Source organism: Kribbella sp. CA-293567, from assembly GCF_027627575.1.
Classification (GTDB): domain Bacteria; phylum Actinomycetota; class Actinomycetes; order Propionibacteriales; family Kribbellaceae; genus Kribbella.
Genome location: NZ_CP114065.1, coordinates 5,818,542 through 5,836,332, shown reverse-complemented (window position 1 = coordinate 5,836,332; position 17,791 = coordinate 5,818,542). Strand labels below are relative to the sequence as shown.

Below are 17,791 nucleotides of genomic sequence, written 5' to 3'. Positions count from 1 at the left end.
TCGCAGAAGTTCACGGTCAGGGACGCCCGGCACGTGAAGATCCCGTTCTGGGGCAACCCGACCAACGACTGGGCCAGCATCACCGAGGCCGCGGTGGTGAGCAAGCCGTACGGTTGCGCGCTCACCGGTGCGGTCAAGGCGATCGACGCTTCGACCGCGGAGCCGGTCAACCCACCGGCGAACGCGGTGGACGGCAATCTGGCCACCCGCTGGTCGGGGCAGGGCTACGGCGCCTCCCTCGTTCTCGACCTGGGGACGCCGCAGTTGCTCTGCGGGACCAAGCTGGCGTGGCACCAGGGCAACACCCGCTGGAACGATTTCACGGTCTACACCTCGGTCGACGGTACGTCGTACCTGAAGGCGTGGGAGGGGCGCAGCAGCGGCACCACGACCGCGCCTGAGATCCAGGCCTTCCCCGGAGCGCCCCGCAGCGGCCGCTTCGTGAAGATCACCTTCTGGACCAACCCGGTCGACAACTGGGGCAGCATCGCCGAAGCAGCGGTCCGAGTCTCCACCTGATCCATCTGTCCCACCCTGGCCGCCGGCCCCCGACCCGTCCCGGGGTCAGGGGCCGGCGGTTCGCTTGATGCTGCTCAGTGGAAGGGGCTGCCAGGAAGTCAGGAGGAGGTGACGACGGTGACCGTCGTGGATCCGGGACCGTTCGGCTGGACGTGAGTGGCGGCACCGGCGCCGTAGACTCTCGGCTGCCCGTCGGGTCCGACGGCGAGCACGGTCCCTTCGTCGATTGCCCAGCCCTCGAGTCCGGTCCGGAGTACGGCATGAACGAGGCGGTACAGGGTGCCCCATTGAGCGGCATGGACATCGACCAGGAACGGGACCAGGCCAAGGCCCGGTAGCAGGGTGAGCGACCCAAGGTCCTCGGCCAGGTCGGAGTCGCAGACGTCGAGGGTCCGGCCGTCGTACTCGGTCTGCCAGCCGCCGACGAGGGCCTGGTCCGAGGCGATGGCGGCCCCCGCCGAGAACCCGGCGTACACCAGTCCCGCCGTCCGAGCGGCATCGAGCCACTCGGCGCCGGCGCCGACGAGTACATCGCGATAGCCGGGCGTCAGCCCGCCCGCGACATAGATGCCCGCGGCATCGATCAGGTCGGTGGCCTGAGGCGGCCTGCCCTCCGACACCGGTACCACGGTCACGGCGGTGGCGCCGGCCTCCTCGAGGACGGTCTCCCACCGCGCGGTGTCGAGGTCATCGTCATCAAGGACGAAGACCACGATCGGGCCACCGGCACAGGCCTCGACGAACGGTACGTGCGCGGCCCGGGCGGCTCGTCCGCCGCCGATCAGAAAGATCTCCATGGCGGCAAGATAGCCGCACCATAGTGGCACTACCGCCGTGGTGGGTGATCAGACCTTTCCGTGAAGAAGCACAACCGTGCAGCGAAGTATCCGGAGTGGCCGGTGCCGGATTGCTTGATGCGTTCGTGTTGCAGCTATGCACGGTTCGTGTGCCAGAGGCGGGACTTGAACCCGCACGCCCGAGGGCACCGGCACCTAAAGCCGGCGTGTCTGCCGTTCCACCACTCTGGCTGGGAGAGAACGGTGTCCCCCCAGGAAGCACATCCTAGAGGGACACCGATCTGTCAGCGGCTCTGCAGGGCCTCGATGAAGACGTCGCGCAGGTCCGCGGGGTTCTTTGCCACGTAGGCCTTGCCGCCGGTGGCCGCGGCGAGCTGATTGAGCTCGTTGACGTCGGCGTCCGGGCCCATGCCCAGGGCGATGATCCGGACCGGCTGGGCCGGGTTCTTCAAACCTTCGAGCTTCTGCAGCGTCTGCGGCAGGCTCGGGCCGTTCGGGTCGTCGTTCTTACCGTCCGTGAAGAGCAGGATGGTGTTCACGGCGAGCGGGTCGTAGCTGCTGCGGACCGCCTGAACCGCGGCGATCGCGGTGGCGTACAGACCGGTACCGCCGCCCTTGATCGGCTGCTGCTTCAGCAGCGTGGTGGTGATCTTCTGCCGCTGGGCGGGGTTCAGCCGGCCGATCGGGACCAGGTCGCGGAAGTCGGCGCCCAAGGGGCCGATGTTCGTCGAGAAGGTCCACAGGCCGAGTTGCGCGTTGTCCGGGAAGAGCGCGAGCCCGCCCACCGCCGCCTCGAGGGTGATCTGCCAGCGGGTCTTCTTGCCGACCGTCTCGGCCATCGAACCCGACACGTCGATCACTGCCAGCGAGTGGGCCGACAGCGACAGCCGGGTCCAGTCCAGCAGCGTCTTCTCGATCACTGCCGCCGAGGGTGCGGCCAGCCGCACGATCGTGCCGGAGCCCCGCCCACTGCCCAGTTCGCTCACCAGCGGGTCGCGGAACCCCGCTTCGTCGCGGGAGGTGGACAACTCGCGGGACATCAGCTCCGCCGCCAGCGCCTTGCCGGCGTCGGAGTAGGTCTGGTCGTTCGTCTGGGCGGTCACCACGACGGGGTAGTCGAGCAGTACGGTGCCGGTCTTCGGCACGACCGACTTCAGCTCCGAGTCGGGGTGCTCTTCCTGGTACGTGACGAAGCTCTGCTCGGACACCGGTACGACGATCTTGCTGTTCGCCTGCCCGGCGCGACTCATCAGGCCGCCCGGGTCGGTGTAGGGCTTGGCCATCGATCCCAGCCGCTGGGCGGTCGGGACGATCACGCTGCCGATGTCCTTGTCGCTGGCCGAGGTCGCTCGCCGCTCCGCCTGCAGCGCCAGCAGGGCCAGTGCGCCGGGCGACTGGCCCAGCGGGTCGAGCAGCGCGGGCTGAGCCTTCGAGAACACCCCTAGCCACGACGACGTGTCGGCGAAGTTGGCCGACAGGCCGGCCAGCACCAGCGGTGAGGTCGCGATCGAGGGGACCGCGATGGTCGGCACCTTCTGGCCGTCATCGGCTTGGGACACCCACAGCGACGAGTCCGGGATCCACAGATCCGGCCGGCTCTCGGTGCTGTTCGCGACGTCCCTGGCCACCTTGGCCGAAGGGGCCGAGGTGATGGTGAAGTTCAGGCAGGCCGAGCTGTCGTCCTTCTTGGCGGCCAGCGACTTGGCCGCGGTCTCCAGCAGCGGCTGGATCTCGGGCGAGGTACTGAGCCGGACCTGCGTCGGGTTGTCACACGACTTGCCGCCGAGAAAACCGTCGGCACCCGATTCCGATCCGAAGGAGCGGACCACAAAGACGGCGCCCAAGGACAGCACCAGTAGGCCAACGACGGTCAGATACAGCGGACGCCGGTTGGTGTTGTTACTTTTCGTCACCGCAGAGGAGTGTTTTCCCATCGCGGCAGGTCCCTCCCTCCCAGAGGCAGACTGCGCGCGCAGATTACCCGGTTTGCACTGGTCAGGGCGAAGAGCGACGCCGATGGTCACGCCCTGGACGGAGGGCCGCAACGGAACTGCGGTGGTTCCGGCAGTACTACTCGTCCCTCAACGGGACGAAAATATGACGGAACGTGGTGTTTCCGCTGCTGACAGGTGAGAAGTTGGTGTGATCCAAATCACAGTGACTTCGGTGCTCAAACGACCGTTCCATGCGCCGGAGGCATGAAACGGTTGCGGGTTTACCTTCGGGACTTGTCCTGACAATCAGGTGAGGCCGAGATCGCGGCGGAGCTTGGCGACATGGCCGGTGGCCTTCACGTTGTACTGCGCGACCGCGATCCTGCCGTCACCGTCGACCACGAAGGTCGACCGGATCACCCCGGTCACCTTCTTGCCGTACATCGTCTTCTCACCGAAGGCGCCGTACGCCGTCAGGACCTCCTTGTCCGGGTCGCTGAGCAGCGGGAACGTCACGCCGTCGCGCTCGCGGAACTTCGCCAGCTTGGCCGGCTGGTCGGGCGAGATGCCGAGCACGGCGTAGCCCTGGGCCTGCAGCGAGTCGAGCGAGTCGCGGAAGTCGCAGGCCTGCTTGGTGCAGCCCGCCGTCATCGCGGCCGGGTAGAAGTACACGATCACGTTGCGGCCGCGCAGCGACTCCAGCGAGACGTCGTTGCCGTCGGCGTCGGGCAGGGTGAACTCGGGCGCGGCATCGCCGACGGACAGACGTTCGGACATTCTTGGGCCCCCCACGCAACGGATCCGGTGATTGTCCGACATTCTGCCGTACGCCGCCGGCAGACATTCAAGTGGCTCCTGGGGCTGCTGGGACATCGGCCGGCAGTTGACCGCGTCGAGCGGCGCGGATGGGGCACAGTGGTCTCATGCGGGCGATGACGGTGGTGCCGGGCATGGCGGACTCTGCGTCGATCGGCGAGGTGCCGGAGCCGCCGGCGTCCGACGGCTCGGTTCTGGTCGAGGGACTGCTCGCGGGCATCTGCGGCACCGACGTCGAGCTGTGCAGCGGTCTGTTCGGCACCGGCCGGCCGGGCGTCGACAAGCTCGTGATCGGCCATGAGTCGCTCGGTCGCGTCCTGGAGGCGCCGGCGGGCTCAGGCTTCGCCACTGGCGATCTGGTAGCCGGCATAGTCCGGCGTCCGGACCCGGAGCCGTGCCCCGCCTGCGCTCGCGGCGAGTGGGACTTCTGCCGCAACGGTCTCTATACGGAACGCGGCATCAAGGCCATGGACGGGTACGGCGCCGAGCGCTGGCGAGTCGACCCGTACTACGCCGTACCGGTGCCTGCGCAGCTCGGGCACCTCGGAGTGCTGGTCGAGCCGGCCAGCATCCTTACCAAGGCCTGGGACCAGATCGACCAGGTAGGAGCGCGCTCCTGGTACGGCCCGGAGCACGTGCTGGTGACCGGAGCCGGCCCGATCGGGTTGCTGGCCGCGCTGATCGCCCAGCAGCGCGGCCATACCGTCCACGTGCTCGACCTCGCCACCGACGGGCCGAAGCCGCAGTTGGTGCGCGACCTCGGCGCGGAGTACCTGAACGATCTCTCCGACCTGGCCGTGGCTCCTGACGTCGTGATCGAGGCGACCGGCGCGGGCCGGGTGGTCTACGAGTGCGCCAAGCTGCTGCCACCGGCCGGAGTGATGTGCTTGACCGGGATTTCACCGGGCCCGGCGTCCATCGATATCCAGCTCGACGCGCTGACGCGGCAACTAGTCGTGCGGAACGCGGTACTGGTCGGGTCGGTGAACGCGGCCAAGCGGCACTATCCGCAGGCAGTGGAGGTGCTGCTGGCCGCCGACCCGGCGTGGCTGGAGCGGCTGATCACGCGCTCGGTGCCACTGTCGGACTGGCCCGCCGCGCTGATCAAGCAGCGTGGCGACATCAAGGTGGTCGTGGATCTCCAGGCCTGACCTGCAAAGATGTGATCAAACACTGTGAAGGGAGCCCTGGTGTCGGACACGCAGGCTCGGACCACCGAGCAGATCGAGGCGGACATCGCCGCCACCCGTGCGCGACTGGCCTCGACCGTCGACGAGCTGGTCGACCGGGCCCACCCGAAGAACGTCGCCAAGCGGCAGGTCGAACAGGCCAAGGCTCAGGTCTTCGACGAGCGCGGCGACCTGCGCACCCAGAAGCTGGTGGCCGTCGGCGCCGCGGCGGTCGGGGTGATCGGGATGCTGATCATGATCCGCAAGCTGGTGGGCCGCCGGTGACCGCTCGCAAGAAGCTGTCCGACGACAAGCTGCCGATCCGGATGCTGCACGACCGGGTCCTGGTCTCGATCGAGACCGAAGGCGAGCGCAAGTCGTCGGCCGGCATCCTGATCCCCGCGACCGCGCAGCTGGGCCGCCGGCTGGCCTGGGCGAAGGTGGTCGCGATCGGCGCCAACGTGCGCACGGTCGAGGTGGGGGACCGGGTGCTGTTCGACCCGGAGGACCGGGCCGAGGTCGAGGTACGCGGCGACGACTACGTGCTGCTGCGCGAGCGTGACCTGCATGCCGTCGCGTCCGGCCGCCTCGCGGACGGCCAGACCGGCCTCTACCTGTAGTTCTGTCCCGTCCCCTTCCGGCCGGCCCGCCGGAAGGGGACGGTGGAACTCAGAAGCTGTTCGGGCCGAAGCGGAAGATCGCCACCACCGCGGCCAGCACCAGGACGACGGCGTTGATCCCGATCACCTGGAACTCCTTGCGCCGCGCGTGGACGACGATCGCGCCGGCCATCGTGAGCGCCAGCCCGGTCGCGGCGAGCGGGACCAGGATCGGCGCGATGTCGAGGACGGCGGGCAGGATCAGCCCGAGCGCGCCGAGCACCTCCACCGCGCCGATCAGCTTGAGGGTGCCGGCCGAGAAGTCCCTGCTCCACGCCATGTTCTCGTTCTGGCCGAGCTTCTCCTTGGACTGGGCCAGCTTGTTCGCGCCCGCGGCGAGGAAGAAGGCGGCCAGGACGCCGGCCAGGATCCACAGGAAGACATTCATCAGTGACGTTCCGCTCTCGAGGTACCGCTGGGAGTTAGTTGATGTATCAACACAACGGTAACCCTCTTGACTTGAAGCGTCAACCAAGTCGGCTAGGGTGGAGTCATGACCGGGGACGATGAGGTGCGCTGGCTCGAGCCTGATGAGCTGGCTGCCTGGATGTCGCTGGCCGCGCTGCTGTTCAAGCTGCCCGGGGTGCTCGACTACCAGCTGCAGCGCGACTCGGGACTGACCCATTTCGAGTATCTGGTGATGGCCGGGCTGTCCGAGTCGCCCGACCGGTCCCGGCGGATGAGTGACCTGGCCGGCTTCTCCAACGGCTCGCTGTCGCGGTTGTCGCACGTGGTGAAGCGGCTCGAGCGGCGCGGTTTCGTCGTACGGCGTGCCGACGCGGAGGACGGCCGGATCACCGTCGCCGAGCTGACCGAGGCCGGCTGGGAGCAGGTCGTCGCGGCGGCGCCAGGGCATGTCGCGGCCGTCCGGCAGTTCGTGATCGATGCGCTCGACGCCGAGCAGCTGGGGCAGCTCAAGGCGATCGGGGACCAGATCCATCGGCAGGTGGATCCGGGCCGTCCCTGCTGATCGGCTTGCCGGTGGGCGAACGGTCGTGCTTTTATGGACGACGTGAGCAAAGGTGAGGAGACGCGCGCCGCGGTGCTGGACGAGGCGGCTCGCCAGGTCAGCCTGGTCGGGCTCGGCGGCCTCACCATCGGGCTGCTCGCCGAGAGGACCGGGCTGTCGAAGAGTGGGTTGTTCGGGCACTTCCGGTCCAAGGAGCAGTTGCAGGTCGCGGTGATCGACCGGGCGAGCGAACTGTTCGCCGAGCGGGTGATCCGGCCCGCGCTGAAGACTCCGCGGGGCGAGCCGCGACTGCGGGCGTTGTTCGACCGCAAGCTGCGCTGGGACAACGGGGACCTGGCTTTGCCCGGGGGCTGCTTCTTCGCCAGTATCTCGGCCGAACTGGACGACGCTCCGCCCGGCCCGGTGCGTGATCGCCTGGTGCGGATCGAGCGCGACTACGCCGACACGCTGGCCACCGTCTTCCGGACCGGAATCAGCGAAGGGCAGTTCCGCGCCGACGCCGATCCGGAGCAGTACGCCTTCGACATCCGCGGTGTGCTGATGTCCTACCACCTGGCCGGCCGGTTGCTGGCCGACCCCCAGGCCGAGAATCGGGCCCGCGCCGCCTTCGAGGCGCTGCTCCGGGCGGCCAGGATCTGAGTTTCCCCTGTGAGGAGCAGTGATGGCGGCAAAGAAAAGCACGAACGATCGCATTATTAATAGGACCCGGGTCTTGTTCCGGCTGAGTGAGTGGGTGGCGCCGGCCGTCGGGGCGCGCATGCTGGATTCGATCTGGTTCCGGTTGCCGGAGGTGGCGGAGAAGGCGAAGCGACTGCGGGTGGAGCTGCCCCAAGCGACCGAGCTCGAGCTGCCCTTCGAGGACGGGCTGATCAGTGGCCGCTGCTGGGGCGGTGACGCTGCCGGGCCAACGGTGTACCTCGTCCACGGGTGGGGTGGCTGGGGGCTGCAACTCGCCGCGTTCGTTCCGCCGCTGCTCGACGCGGGCTTCCGGGTGATCGCCTTCGATGCGCCGAGTCACGGTGACTCCGCGCCGGGGCGGGAGGGACCGAAGCGGTCGTCGTTGCCGGAGCTTGCCGATGCTTTCCAGGCTGTGGTGGCGGCCTACGGACCGGCGTACGGGGTGATCGCGCACTCGCTGGGAGCCGCCGCGGTGATGCTCGCACTGCGGGACGGGCTCAGCGCACGCAAGATCGTGTTCCTCGCGACCGCGACCGACTTCCGCGACGGGCTGGCGCAGTACCGGCAGCATCTCGGCTTCGGGCCGCGGGTCCAGAAGGGGTTCCTGCGGTTGTTCACCCGTAAGTTCGGGCCGATGGAGGGCTACGCGGCGGTGCCGATGATCGACGCCCTGGCGGAGGAGCGCGAACTCCCGGCGCTGCTTGCCGTCCACGACCGCTCGGACCGCGAGACGTCCGCCGAGGGCAGCGCGAACGTGGTCGCGGTCTGGCCGGGCGCCCGGCTCCACCTCACCGACGGTCTGGGCCACAACCGCATCCTGCGAGACCCGATGGTCGTCGGGACTGCGATCACCCACTTATCCACAGAGCGGGCGGCCGCCGAGCAGTCGCCCGCGGTCCAGGAGACAATGCGGGGGTGACCTTCGCACCCACCTCCAGTCGTCTGCCGGACTTTCCCTGGGACAAGCTCGCCCCCTTCAAGCAGAAGGCGGCCGCGCATCCCGACGGGATCGTCGACCTGTCGATCGGCAGCCCGGTCGACCCGGTGCCCGAGCTGGTGAAGAAGGCACTCGCGGCCGCGGCCGACGCACCGGCGTACCCGACGACCCTCGGTACGACGTCCGCGCGGCAGGCCGCCGTCGACTGGCTGGCCCGCCGGCTGGACGTTGCCGGGGTGGATCCGCAGGCCGGGATCCTCCCCGTGATCGGCACCAAGGAGCTGATCATGCTGCTGCCGACGCTGCTCGGCATCGGAGCCGGCGACACCGTGCTGATCCCCGACCTGGCCTACCCGACGTACGAGGCGGGCGCCGCGCTGGCCCGGGCGACGAGCATCCCGGTCGCCGACCCCACGCAGTACGACGGTCCCGTGCGGGTCGCCTACCTCAACTCCCCGCGCAACCCGTCCGGCCAGATCACCTCGGCCGACGAGCTGCGCGCGGCGGTCGAGTGGGCCCGGGCGAACGACGTTCTGCTGGTGAGCGACGAGTGCTACCTGGAGTTCGGCTGGGACGAGACGCCGTTCTCCGTGCTCCACCCGGAGATCCGCGGCGGCAGCTTCGACAACCTGCTGGCCGTGCACTCGCTGTCCAAGCGGTCCAACCTCGCGGGCTACCGCGCCGGGTTCGTCGCGGGCGACGAGGCGGTCGTCGCCGAACTGCTCGCGGTCCGCAAGCACGCCGGTCTGATGGTGCCGTCCCCGATCCAGGCAGCGATGGCTGCCGCCTTCGCCGACGACGCCCACGTCGACGAGCAACGCACCCGCTACCTCCGGCGCCGATCCGTACTGCGCGAGGCGCTGACCGCCGCCGGCTGGGAGATCACCCTGTCGAACGGCGGCCTCTACCTGTGGGCCTCGCACCCGTCCTACGACGCCTACGAATCCGTGGCGGCGCTGGCGGATCACGGCATCCTCGTCGCTCCCGGTGCCTTCTACGGCACGGCGGGTGAGCGGCACGTCCGCGTCGCCCTGACCGGCACCGACGAGCGGATCGACGCGGCCGTCAAAAGATTGCAGTAATTGCCGAACTTTTCAGGTCCGGTGTGACGTCTTCCTGGGTAGAAGCCTCTTAGTAGGTGAGAGGGGAGCTGGGGTGGCTCTCCCGAAGTGGGGAGGACTGACCCGTGAAGCCTCGTGCTCTGGGTTCGGCTGCCGTGGTGGCAGCCCTGTGTCTCGGACTGGTTCCGACGATCGCGACCGCGGCCGGGGAAGATCCGGCGACGCCGACTGCCTCGCCGGCCAGTACGCCGGCGCCGCAGCCAGCCGAGCCTCCGGCCACGCCGGCCGTCACGCCTCCGGCCGCACCGGCTTCAACCCCGGCTGCGACCCCGGCTCCGGCGCAGACGCCGGCGATCACGGCGGACCTGCTGCCGATCACGCTCAACCAGCCGGTGCCGACCTGGGAGGACCGCCCGATCACGTTCACCGGCCGCCTCGAGACCGGCCTGGTGAACTCCTACCTGACCTTGTGGCAGAAGCTGGGCACCGGCTGGGTCCTGCGCGGCTCCACCCGCACGATCGCCAACGGTGCCTACAAGTTCCTCTACACCTCGCCGGATCCCGGCGCCGCGACCTTCCGCGTCGTGATCGGGGTCAAGTTCCCGAGCGCGGTCGGCAACACCCCGGACCGGGCCGTCAGCGTCCTCGACCGCAAGCTGGTGATGAACCGGCCGGCCGCGTCGTACATCGTGCTGACCAACGTCCGGATGACCGGCAAGCTCACCCCGCCGGAGCCCGGCAAGAAACTGGTCGGCCTGCAGGACCGGTTCGGCGGCAAGTGGCGGACGCTGACCAGTGCGTGGATCGCGCCGAACGGGACGTTCGCCGTACCGGTGCCGGACAATCTGCCCGCCACCAAGACCGTCCGGGTCGTCACGCTCGGCGGCGCCTCCACCGCGGTCGAGGCCTCGGCGTACGGCGTGGTCACGATCAAGGCGCTGCTGAACGCCAAGGTCTCCAACATCTCGGCGGCCTCGATCAACAAGACCTACCGGGCCGGCTGCCCGGTGAAACCGTCACAGCTGCGCTACCTCACTTTGAACTACTGGGGTTTCGACGGTCTGGTGCATCGCGGTGAGCTGGTCGTCCGGGACGCCGCGGTGGCGAAGATGATCGCCGTCTGGACCGCGAGCTTCAACGCGAAGTTCCCGATCCGGCGGATGCAGCGCGTGGATGTCTTCGGTGGCAGTGACCTCAAGGCGATGGCGGCCGACAACACCTCGGTCTTCAACTGCCGCCAGGTCACCGGCAACCCGTACGCGCTGTCCCCGCACTCCTACGGCTTCGCGATCGACATCAACACCGTGGAGAATCCGTACCTCGCGGCGAACGGTGTCTGGTACCCGTCGAACGGCCTGGCCTACCGCAACCGGAGTGTCGCCCGGAAGGGCATGCTGTTCAGCAGCAGCGCGCCGACCCGCGCACTGGTGAACGCAGGGTTCTTCTGGGGCGCCGGCTGGCGTCAGCCCGACTACCAGCACTTCCAGCCGAAGTGAGAGCCGTACTGGCGGCCGTTGCCGCTGCTGTCCTGCTCTGTGGTTGCAGCTCGGAGCCGGCCGCCAACTCCGCCGCGACCCCATCGCCGAGTGGCGGCACTGTGCCCATCCCCACCAACACCCTGAACACAGTCCCGCCGACCGACGCTGCTCAGCCTCCAGAGCTGCCGGAGCAGGCCACGGCGCCGCCACCGGCAGCAGCCGGCCCTGTCTCGTCCAAGAACCTCCCGGCTCCCGCCAAGCTCGGCACGGGCTGGAAGACCTACGCGGACCCCGGCGGTGCCGAGGCCGGCTTCCTCGGCAATGAGACCTGGACCCGCAGCCGTGAGCCCCACCAAGCCGCCTTCGAAGCTCTGCCGGTCGGCTGTGGCAAGCCGCTGCCGACCGATTCGCTGCCAGTGCCGAAGCATGCTTTGCAGGGCTCGTATCGCACAGGCGCCGGCCAACCGGCCACAGTCCTCGTACTGCGCTTCACGGATGCAGGCCAAGCCGCCGGGTACTACGGCGGCTACCAGACCCGCATGACTGCCTGCGGCACCAAGGGCAGTCTTCAGGTGAAGCAGCTGTGGTCCACGCCTGACGCGGTCGCTTCGATTCGGGCCTATGAAGGCGCGGAGGCTTTTGTGGAGCTTTCCACCGTCAAGGGCTCTACCGTGGCCTTGTTGGCTCAGGCGTCCGCCACGCCGGACGCTCAGGCGGCTTGGGCGCGGAGCGTCGTACCGGCACTGCGGGCTGTGATCGATTCGCCGTAAAGATGTACTACCTTTCAGTATTGATCGGCTCTAAACTCCGGACATGGGTGACTTCGACAGGTACGAGCGGCTGACGGCCGAGCTGGAACCGCCGTACGCGGTGATCGACCTGGCCGCGTTCCGCCGCAACGCCGACGACCTGGTCCGGCGCGCCGCCGGTACGCCGATCCGGGTGGCCTCCAAGTCGGTCCGTTGCCGCGCGCTGATCAGAGCCGCACTCGACCTGCCCGGATTTCACGGCGTGATGAGCTATTCGCTGCCGGAGGCAATCTGGCTGGCGCGCAACGGCGTCGACGACATCCTGATGGGCTATCCGACCGTGCACCGGGCGGCGCTGAAGGAGCTGGCCGGCGACGGCGAGCTCGCGTCCCGGATCACGCTGATGATCGACGACTTCGAGCAGCTCGCCTTCGTCAAGGCCGCCACCGGCGGCGGTGAGCGGATCCAGGTCTGCCTGGACATCGACGCGTCGCTGCGGATCCTCGGTCAGCATCTCGGCGTCCGCCGGTCACCGCTGCGGACGCCGGAGCAGGTGATGGATCTGGCCCGCCGGGTGGTCGCCGACGACGCCTTCGAGCTGGTCGGCGTGATGTTCTACGAGGCGCAGATCGCCGGCCTGCCCGACACCTCGCCCGCGGTCCGGCTGGTCAAGAAGCTGTCGGCCGACGAACTGTCCGAGCGGCGCGGCCTGGTCGTCGACGCGGTCAAGCAGGTCGCGCCGCTGCGACTGGTGAACTCTGGTGGCACTGGCAGTATCGAGGTCAGCAGTGCCGACCCGGCGGTGACCGAAGTCACCGCGGGCTCCGGGCTCTACGGCCCGACTCTCTTCGACAAGTACGACGTCTTCCAGCCGGAGCCGGCGGTCGCCTACGCGCTCGGCGTCGTCCGTCGTCCGACGCCGCGGATCGCGACGCTGTTCGGTGGCGGGTACGTCGCCTCCGGACCGGCCAAGAAGTCCCGGCTGCCGTTGCCGAGCTGGCCGTTCGGGCTCAAGTTGCTCGGCACCGAAGGCGCGGGTGAGGTTCAGACGCCTGTCTCGGGTGAGGCCGCACGCGGGCTCAAGATCGGTGACCGGGTCTGGATGCGCTATGCGAAGGCAGGCGAGATGCTGGAGCGGTTCGACGTGCTGCACGGCATCGACGGCAACGAGCTGACCGAGCTCGTCAGCTACCGGGGTGAGGGGAAGAACTTCGGATGAGCACCTGGCGCAACTGGGCCGGTACCGAGTCGGCGACCGGCGTGGAGATCCTCCGGCCGTCCTCGGTCGACGAGGTCGCGACGGCGGTGAAGACGGCGGCCGAGCAGGGTAAGCAGCTGAAGGCGGTCGGCTCCGGCCACTCGTTCACCGGCTGCTCGGTGCCCGAGCAGGTGATGGTCCGGCTCGACGGGCTGTCCTCGATCACCAACGCCGACCAGGCCTCCGGCCGGGTGACGCTGGGCGCGGGCACCGGTCTGGCCAAGCTGAACGCCGGCCTGGCGTCGTTCGACCTGGCGATGGCGAACCTCGGCGACATCGACAAGCAGACCATTTCCGGCGCGATCTCCACCGGGACGCACGGCACCGGCGCGAAACTGGGCGGGATCGCCACCCAGGTCGTCGGGCTCGAGCTGGTGACCGCCGACGGCTCGGTGCTGAACTGCTCGGCCGAGGAGAACCCGGACGTCTTCGCCGCCGCCCGGGTCTCGGTCGGCGCGCTCGGCGTGATCACCGCGCTGACCCTGCAGACCGTGCCGGCCTTCCTGCTCCGGGCCCAGGAGATGCCGCTGCCGCTGGGCGACGTACTGGACGGCTTCGATGAATTTGCCGACGGCAACGATCATTTCGAGTTCTACTGGTTCCCGCACACCGAGGTCGCGCTGACCAAGCGGAACAACCGGGTCGCGCCCGGGGTGGGGGCGTCTCCGGTCGGCAAGCTGCGCGGCTGGGTGGACGACGAGTTGCTGTCCAACCGGGTGTTCGAGCTGACCAACCGGCTGTCGGTACGCCGTCCCGCGCTGGTGCCGCGGATCAACCAGTTGGCGACGCGGGCGCTGTCGGCGCGCGAGTACGTCGACTCGTCGTACAAGGTGTTCTGTTCGGAGCGGAACGTGGTGTTCCGCGAGTCGGAGTACGCCGTACCGCGGGAGCATGTGGTCGAGGTCGTGCGTGAACTGCAGGCGTGGATCGACCGGTCGGGGGAGCGGCTGCCGTTCCCGATCGAGGTTCGGGTGGCGGCCGCCGACGACGTCTGGCTGTCGACGGCGTACGGGCGAGACACCGGGTACATCGCGATCCACCAGTACCACCGGCTCGCGCACGGCAAGTACTTCGACGCGTTCGAGCAGATCGTCGGGGCCTTCGGCGGCCGGCCGCACTGGGGGAAGCTGCATTCCCTGGGCGCCGCCGACCTCCGGGCCAGGTATCCCCGGTTCGACGACTTCCTGGCCGTCCGTGACCGGCTGGATCCGCGTCGTGCGTTCGCGAATCCCTATACCCGGCAGGTGTTCGGGGCCTGAAGTTTTTCGTAGCCTTCTCCCATGACCGCACCGGAGCCGTTGGAAGCGTTGCCCGAAGACTGGACCAAGGCACTGGCGGTCGTCGCGCACCCCGACGACCTGGAGTTCGGCGCGGCCGCGGCGATCGCCCGCTGGACCGGTCAGGGCAAGGAGATCGTCTACGTCCTGCTGACCTCCGGCGAGGCCGGGATCGACGGGATCGCGCCGGCCGAGAGCGGGCCGCTGCGTGAGGCCGAGCAGATCGAGTCGGCGCGGATCGTCGGCGTCTCCGCGGTCGAGTTCCTCGGTCAGCCCGACGGCACGATCGAGTACGGCGTCGCGCTGCGCCGGCTGATCGCGGGCCTCATCCGGCGGCACCAGCCGGAGATCGTGATCACCAACAACTTCCGCGACACCTGGGACGGTGACGTGCTGCTCAACCAGGCCGACCACATCAACACCGGCAGGGCGACGCTCGATGCCGTGCGCGACGCGGCGAACCGGTGGATCTTCCCCGACGACGGCGAGCGCTGGGCCGGCGTACGGCAGGTGTGGGCGGCCGGCTCGCCCGACAGCAGGCATGCCGTCGACACGACCGAGACGTTCGAGGTCGGCGTCGAGTCCCTGAAAGCACATAAGGCCTATATCGACGGGCTGAACTGGCCGGACTTCGACGCCGGGGAGTTCCTCGAAGGTTTGGGGCGCGCCGCCGGCACCCGCCTCGGGGCGACCTACGCGGCGCCGTTCGAGGTGTTCACTCCCTGAGTCGCTGATCCCCGTACGCCGAGCTCGCCCGGCGGCGTATCGGCGTACGGGGGTGTGAACCGGCCGTCCCGCTGACAAGTACCGCGGGGGGAGGCTGGCGCGCTCTGATCGAGCGAGAGTGTCGTCCTTCCTCAGTGGTCGGGAAGATCGAGCGACGCGTTCAAGCGCGGCGGAGTGGGCAGCGGATTGCGGGGTTCACGGTCACCGCTGAAACCGGGACCGGGCGGGTTGCCGGGGCCGGACCAGGAGCGGACCAGGGTGCGCCCCTTACGGGTGAGCCGGTGCAGGTCGAGCCGGAGAACCTGGGTGGCCGGGATGCCGAGCTGAGCGAGGGTGCGGTTGGCCATCAGCGCCGCCTCGTCCTGCTTCCGCGGACTGAGCTTGTGCTGCAGGACGAGCGCGACCTTCCCATCGGGAAGGTCCTCGACGCGCCGCAGGTGCATGCCCTTGTCGAGCCGGCCCGACCGCAGGGCCGAGGAATAGTAGGCGGAGGTGGACTGACGCCGATCGACGTCGGCGCGGACGATCACTTCATAGCGGGCCATGCCCCGATCATCCGTCGACGACGGTCCCTTTTCCAGCGTTGTCCATGGCTGGTGCCGAACTCGGGGGTGCAGGCTGACCGGTCAGAGCGCCAGGGCGCGATTGGCGTCGGCCAGTACCGCGGGGGAGGCGAGTGACTGCCAGCGCGGAATCTGCTCCTGCAGGAAGGCGTGCAGCTTCGGCTTGAGATCCGGCGCGTGATCCAGAACGTCGAGCTCGTTGACGATGGTGAGGTCGACGAACTCCCGCAGCTCCTCGGTCGGCAACTCCTCCGACGTACCGGTGAAGCGATCAGTGATCGTGGTGTGCTCGGCCAGGTCACGCCAGCTGGTCTCGCGTTCGCACGCGCCGTACCGGTAGACCAGCAACTCCGCCTCCGGCCCGATCACGGCCTCCAGCACAGAGCGCTCGTGCTGCCAGTCGAACAGATGCGTCGGGAACCCATCCGTCCCGTACGCCGCATGCGCCAGCCCGGCCAGCACCAGTGTCTCCGACGCCCCGAGCGACCTGAGCCGCTTGGCGACCCGATGCAGGTGCACGTACAACGTGCCTCCCGCATGGTCCAGCTCATCGGCACCACGGACGAGCAACAACGATCCCAGGTCTTGGAAAGCGCTCATCTGACCTCTTCTGTTCGGAGCGGTCAGGGCCCAACCGGACCGGCCCAGGCAATCAAGGTACGACGCAATTCCCCGCTTCGCCCAGCACTCCGGCGTGCCGAAATCGGTCACATGCCGTCCAGCCGCGCTTCACCTGTTCGCCACCACGAAGCTCACTGCCGCCGGAACGTATCGGAGCCTGATCTTGTTGCAGGGTGCGGCGACGGGAGGTGGCCTGCTGTTACAGTCGCGTCACCCGCTGATACGGCATGCTTGCGACATGCATCCGCCTCATCGGCTCGGGACCTCGGCCGCAGCCGCGCTGTCCCAGATGTGGCCGGATGGCGGTGGCCCCGATCACGTCGAACTGGACGCTCTGTTTCGCTCGGTCGGCATCGATCCGTCGACCATCACCGGCTCGAGGGCGGGCCGCATCGTCGCCGCACTCTCAGTTGCTCCGGACCCGGTAGCTGTCCGGATCATCGAGCAACTTCTTGCGCGCCTTCGGGACGAGCGAGCCTTCGACGCGGAAGGCTACTTCAACCGTCAACGGGTCAGTCGTCTTCAGGAGGCGCTCCGCCGCGCCGGCGTTCTGCTCGACGACCGTGGGTGCGCCCAGTGGAGTTCCTCGCCGGCGACCGCTGCCCCGACTCAGCAACCGCTCGACCGGGGCCAGGTTGCCGCTCAGCAGAACCCTCCGCACCCGGGATGGCTACCACCGCTGCTGGCCATCGCGATCCCGGTCGCCACCACCTTGCCCGCGATCGTGCAGGCAACGGCCGCGATCTGGGCCCAAGTCGTAGCCAGCGCGCTTCTGTTGGTGATGGCCGGCGTCGTTGGCCTGACCTGGTTTCACTGGTACCGCCACCCCAAGACCCGCATCCCGTCCTGCCTGGCGGCCGTCGGGATCTACTTGCTGGTCATCGCCGTGCTGATCGTCGGCAACCTCTCGGCGAGAAGCGCGGACGGCGCCGGTGGAGGCAAACCGGGCACCACCCCATCTGATACACAATGGCCGCCCTCGAAGCCGGGCACTGTGAAAACCCTCAAGGTCGGTGACCTGGGTCAGTTGCTCGGTGCCTGGCACATCGCCTGGGACGTGAACGGCAGATTCGAGGCAATCGATCACGACACCGTGGATCTGTGGCTGTTGTACCCCGGACGCCAGACCTGCAGCATCCGTCTCGATCTGAACCAGTGGGTCGTGCTCAGCGACACGACCGATCCCACCACTCCACTCTGGTACAAGGTGACACTGACGGAGTGGGACATCAAAGCAGGCGAGGCGACCTTCCTGACCGAGACAGGAAGAGGGCTCCGTCCGCGCGAACGCTGCTGACGTTCACCGGCTGAGGCCTCGCAAGTTAGCACTTCTTCGTCGGGCAGAAGTCGTCGAGTAGGTCGGTCGGTGCGCCGGATCGGTGGGGCCGCGGATCGACCACGGGCCACCGATCCGGCGCCACCTCACCACCTTCCCCGGACCACCGCACCGGACGCCTCGGGTGCGGTACTTCGGGGAAACCACCCATCGATCACCAAAGGGAAGTTGCCGATCGTCGGGCGTGCTTGGGATTCGTGCAGGACAACCGCACGATCACACTTCACAACTGCAGAACCACAC

Annotated in this window: 20 protein-coding genes and 1 tRNA gene; 14 read left to right on the top strand and 7 right to left on the bottom strand. The window is 68.5% G+C overall.

The features are described 5' to 3' along the window. The first annotated feature begins 33 nt into the window (after positions 1-33). Positions 34-519, top strand: a complete 486-nt coding sequence (locus OX958_RS26965) for a discoidin domain-containing protein (RefSeq protein WP_270132462.1) — start codon at positions 34-36, stop codon at positions 517-519. A gap of 98 nt (positions 520-617) precedes the next feature. On the opposite strand, the gene OX958_RS26960 is transcribed toward OX958_RS26965, so the two are convergent. The 4 genes from OX958_RS26960 to bcp form a co-directional block, all read right to left on the bottom strand. Beyond that, on the bottom strand, positions 618-1,316 hold the full coding sequence (locus tag OX958_RS26960; RefSeq protein WP_270132459.1) for a Type 1 glutamine amidotransferase-like domain-containing protein: 699 nt from the start codon (positions 1,314-1,316) through the stop codon (positions 618-620). 150 nt (positions 1,317-1,466) lie between these two features. Continuing rightward, a tRNA-Leu gene (locus OX958_RS26955) sits at positions 1,467-1,547 on the bottom strand. Between the two features lie 53 nt (positions 1,548-1,600). Continuing rightward, complete coding sequence (locus OX958_RS26950; RefSeq protein ID WP_270132458.1) at positions 1,601-3,229, bottom strand: VWA domain-containing protein; 1,629 nt, start codon at positions 3,227-3,229, stop codon at positions 1,601-1,603. A gap of 327 nt (positions 3,230-3,556) precedes the next feature. After that, a complete protein-coding gene (gene bcp, locus OX958_RS26945; protein WP_270132457.1) occupies positions 3,557-4,027 on the bottom strand; it encodes a thioredoxin-dependent thiol peroxidase in 471 nt (156 codons plus the stop codon). A gap of 146 nt (positions 4,028-4,173) precedes the next feature. Here bcp and OX958_RS26940 point away from each other — a divergent pair, with 146 nt between their 5' ends. The 3 genes from OX958_RS26940 to OX958_RS26930 are packed head-to-tail and all read left to right on the top strand — an operon-like array spanning position 4,174 to position 5,855. Then, positions 4,174-5,217 carry a glucose 1-dehydrogenase gene (locus OX958_RS26940; RefSeq protein ID WP_270132455.1) on the top strand — a complete coding sequence of 348 codons (1,044 nt, stop codon included), beginning with the start codon at positions 4,174-4,176 and terminating at the stop codon, positions 5,215-5,217. 39 nt (positions 5,218-5,256) lie between these two features. Continuing rightward, positions 5,257-5,520, top strand: coding sequence for a DUF3618 domain-containing protein (locus OX958_RS26935; protein ID WP_270132454.1), 264 nt, complete (start codon positions 5,257-5,259; stop codon positions 5,518-5,520). Further along, on the top strand, positions 5,517-5,855 hold the full coding sequence (locus OX958_RS26930) for a GroES family chaperonin (RefSeq protein WP_270132452.1): 339 nt from the start codon (positions 5,517-5,519) through the stop codon (positions 5,853-5,855). Before OX958_RS26935 ends, OX958_RS26930 begins: the two co-directional genes overlap by 4 nt. A gap of 49 nt (positions 5,856-5,904) precedes the next feature. Here the strand turns inward: OX958_RS26930 and OX958_RS26925 are convergent, their stop codons facing one another. Further along, positions 5,905-6,282, bottom strand: coding sequence for a DoxX family protein (locus OX958_RS26925; protein WP_270132451.1), 378 nt, complete (start codon positions 6,280-6,282; stop codon positions 5,905-5,907). Between the two features lie 105 nt (positions 6,283-6,387). Between OX958_RS26925 and OX958_RS26920 the strand changes: the two genes are divergently transcribed. The 9 genes from OX958_RS26920 (at position 6,388) to OX958_RS26880 (ending at position 15,028) form a co-directional block, all read left to right on the top strand. Beyond that, complete coding sequence (locus OX958_RS26920; RefSeq protein WP_270132450.1) at positions 6,388-6,864, top strand: MarR family winged helix-turn-helix transcriptional regulator; 477 nt, start codon at positions 6,388-6,390, stop codon at positions 6,862-6,864. 42 nt (positions 6,865-6,906) lie between these two features. Beyond that, on the top strand, positions 6,907-7,503 hold the full coding sequence (locus OX958_RS26915; protein ID WP_270132448.1) for a TetR/AcrR family transcriptional regulator: 597 nt from the start codon (positions 6,907-6,909) through the stop codon (positions 7,501-7,503). A 118-nt stretch (positions 7,504-7,621) separates the two neighbouring features. Then, entirely contained in the window at positions 7,622-8,461 is an 840-nt protein-coding gene (locus OX958_RS26910; protein WP_270132446.1) for an alpha/beta fold hydrolase, read from the top strand. After that, positions 8,458-9,561: a succinyldiaminopimelate transaminase gene (dapC, locus tag OX958_RS26905; RefSeq protein WP_270132445.1), complete on the top strand. Its 1,104-nt coding sequence runs from the start codon at positions 8,458-8,460 to the stop codon at positions 9,559-9,561. The genes OX958_RS26910 and dapC overlap by 4 nt, the downstream gene beginning before the upstream one ends. A gap of 104 nt (positions 9,562-9,665) precedes the next feature. After that, positions 9,666-11,036 carry a M15 family metallopeptidase gene (locus OX958_RS26900; RefSeq protein ID WP_270132443.1) on the top strand — a complete coding sequence of 457 codons (1,371 nt, stop codon included), beginning with the start codon at positions 9,666-9,668 and terminating at the stop codon, positions 11,034-11,036. Continuing rightward, positions 11,033-11,788, top strand: a complete 756-nt coding sequence (locus OX958_RS26895; RefSeq protein ID WP_270132442.1) for a hypothetical protein — start codon at positions 11,033-11,035, stop codon at positions 11,786-11,788. Before OX958_RS26900 ends, OX958_RS26895 begins: the two co-directional genes overlap by 4 nt. 43 nt (positions 11,789-11,831) lie before the next feature. Further along, entirely contained in the window at positions 11,832-12,986 is a 1,155-nt protein-coding gene (locus OX958_RS26890) for an amino acid deaminase/aldolase (RefSeq protein ID WP_270132440.1), read from the top strand. After that, the gene (locus OX958_RS26885) at positions 12,983-14,284 is read left to right on the top strand and encodes a D-arabinono-1,4-lactone oxidase (RefSeq protein WP_270132438.1); all 1,302 of its coding nucleotides are present in this window, start codon (positions 12,983-12,985) and stop codon (positions 14,282-14,284) included. Before OX958_RS26890 ends, OX958_RS26885 begins: the two co-directional genes overlap by 4 nt. Before the next feature lie 21 nt (positions 14,285-14,305). After that, positions 14,306-15,028, top strand: coding sequence for a PIG-L deacetylase family protein (locus tag OX958_RS26880; RefSeq protein WP_270132436.1), 723 nt, complete (start codon positions 14,306-14,308; stop codon positions 15,026-15,028). Positions 15,029-15,159: 131 nt separating this feature from the next. Here the strand turns inward: OX958_RS26880 and OX958_RS26875 are convergent, their stop codons facing one another. Together OX958_RS26875 and OX958_RS26870 are read right to left on the bottom strand one after the other, a co-directional pair. Next, positions 15,160-15,573, bottom strand: coding sequence for a hypothetical protein (locus OX958_RS26875; RefSeq protein ID WP_270132433.1), 414 nt, complete (start codon positions 15,571-15,573; stop codon positions 15,160-15,162). Positions 15,574-15,654: 81 nt separating this feature from the next. After that, positions 15,655-16,191 (bottom strand): DUF6817 domain-containing protein, encoded by a 537-nt coding sequence (locus OX958_RS26870; RefSeq protein WP_270132432.1) that lies wholly within the window; start codon positions 16,189-16,191, stop codon positions 15,655-15,657. 94 nt (positions 16,192-16,285) lie between these two features. Between OX958_RS26870 and OX958_RS26865 the strand changes: the two genes are divergently transcribed. Next, positions 16,286-17,509: a hypothetical protein gene (locus OX958_RS26865; RefSeq protein WP_270132430.1), complete on the top strand. Its 1,224-nt coding sequence runs from the start codon at positions 16,286-16,288 to the stop codon at positions 17,507-17,509. Positions 17,510-17,791 lie beyond the last annotated feature (282 nt).

Coding starts and splice junctions, on each gene's coding strand:
- OX958_RS26940 (WP_270132455.1), top strand. CDS start 4,174: ATGCGGGCGATGACGGTGGTGCCGGGCATGGCGGACTCTGCGTCGATC.
- OX958_RS26870 (WP_270132432.1), bottom strand. CDS start 16,191: ATGAGCGCTTTCCAAGACCTGGGATCGTTGTTGCTCGTCCGTGGTGCC.
- OX958_RS26920 (WP_270132450.1), top strand. CDS start 6,388: ATGACCGGGGACGATGAGGTGCGCTGGCTCGAGCCTGATGAGCTGGCT.
- OX958_RS26890 (WP_270132440.1), top strand. CDS start 11,832: ATGGGTGACTTCGACAGGTACGAGCGGCTGACGGCCGAGCTGGAACCG.
- OX958_RS26880 (WP_270132436.1), top strand. CDS start 14,306: ATGACCGCACCGGAGCCGTTGGAAGCGTTGCCCGAAGACTGGACCAAG.
- OX958_RS26925 (WP_270132451.1), bottom strand. CDS start 6,282: ATGAATGTCTTCCTGTGGATCCTGGCCGGCGTCCTGGCCGCCTTCTTC.
- OX958_RS26885 (WP_270132438.1), top strand. CDS start 12,983: ATGAGCACCTGGCGCAACTGGGCCGGTACCGAGTCGGCGACCGGCGTG.
- OX958_RS26875 (WP_270132433.1), bottom strand. CDS start 15,573: ATGGCCCGCTATGAAGTGATCGTCCGCGCCGACGTCGATCGGCGTCAG.
- bcp (WP_270132457.1), bottom strand. CDS start 4,027: ATGTCCGAACGTCTGTCCGTCGGCGATGCCGCGCCCGAGTTCACCCTG.
- OX958_RS26910 (WP_270132446.1), top strand. CDS start 7,622: ATGCTGGATTCGATCTGGTTCCGGTTGCCGGAGGTGGCGGAGAAGGCG.
- OX958_RS26960 (WP_270132459.1), bottom strand. CDS start 1,316: ATGGAGATCTTTCTGATCGGCGGCGGACGAGCCGCCCGGGCCGCGCAC.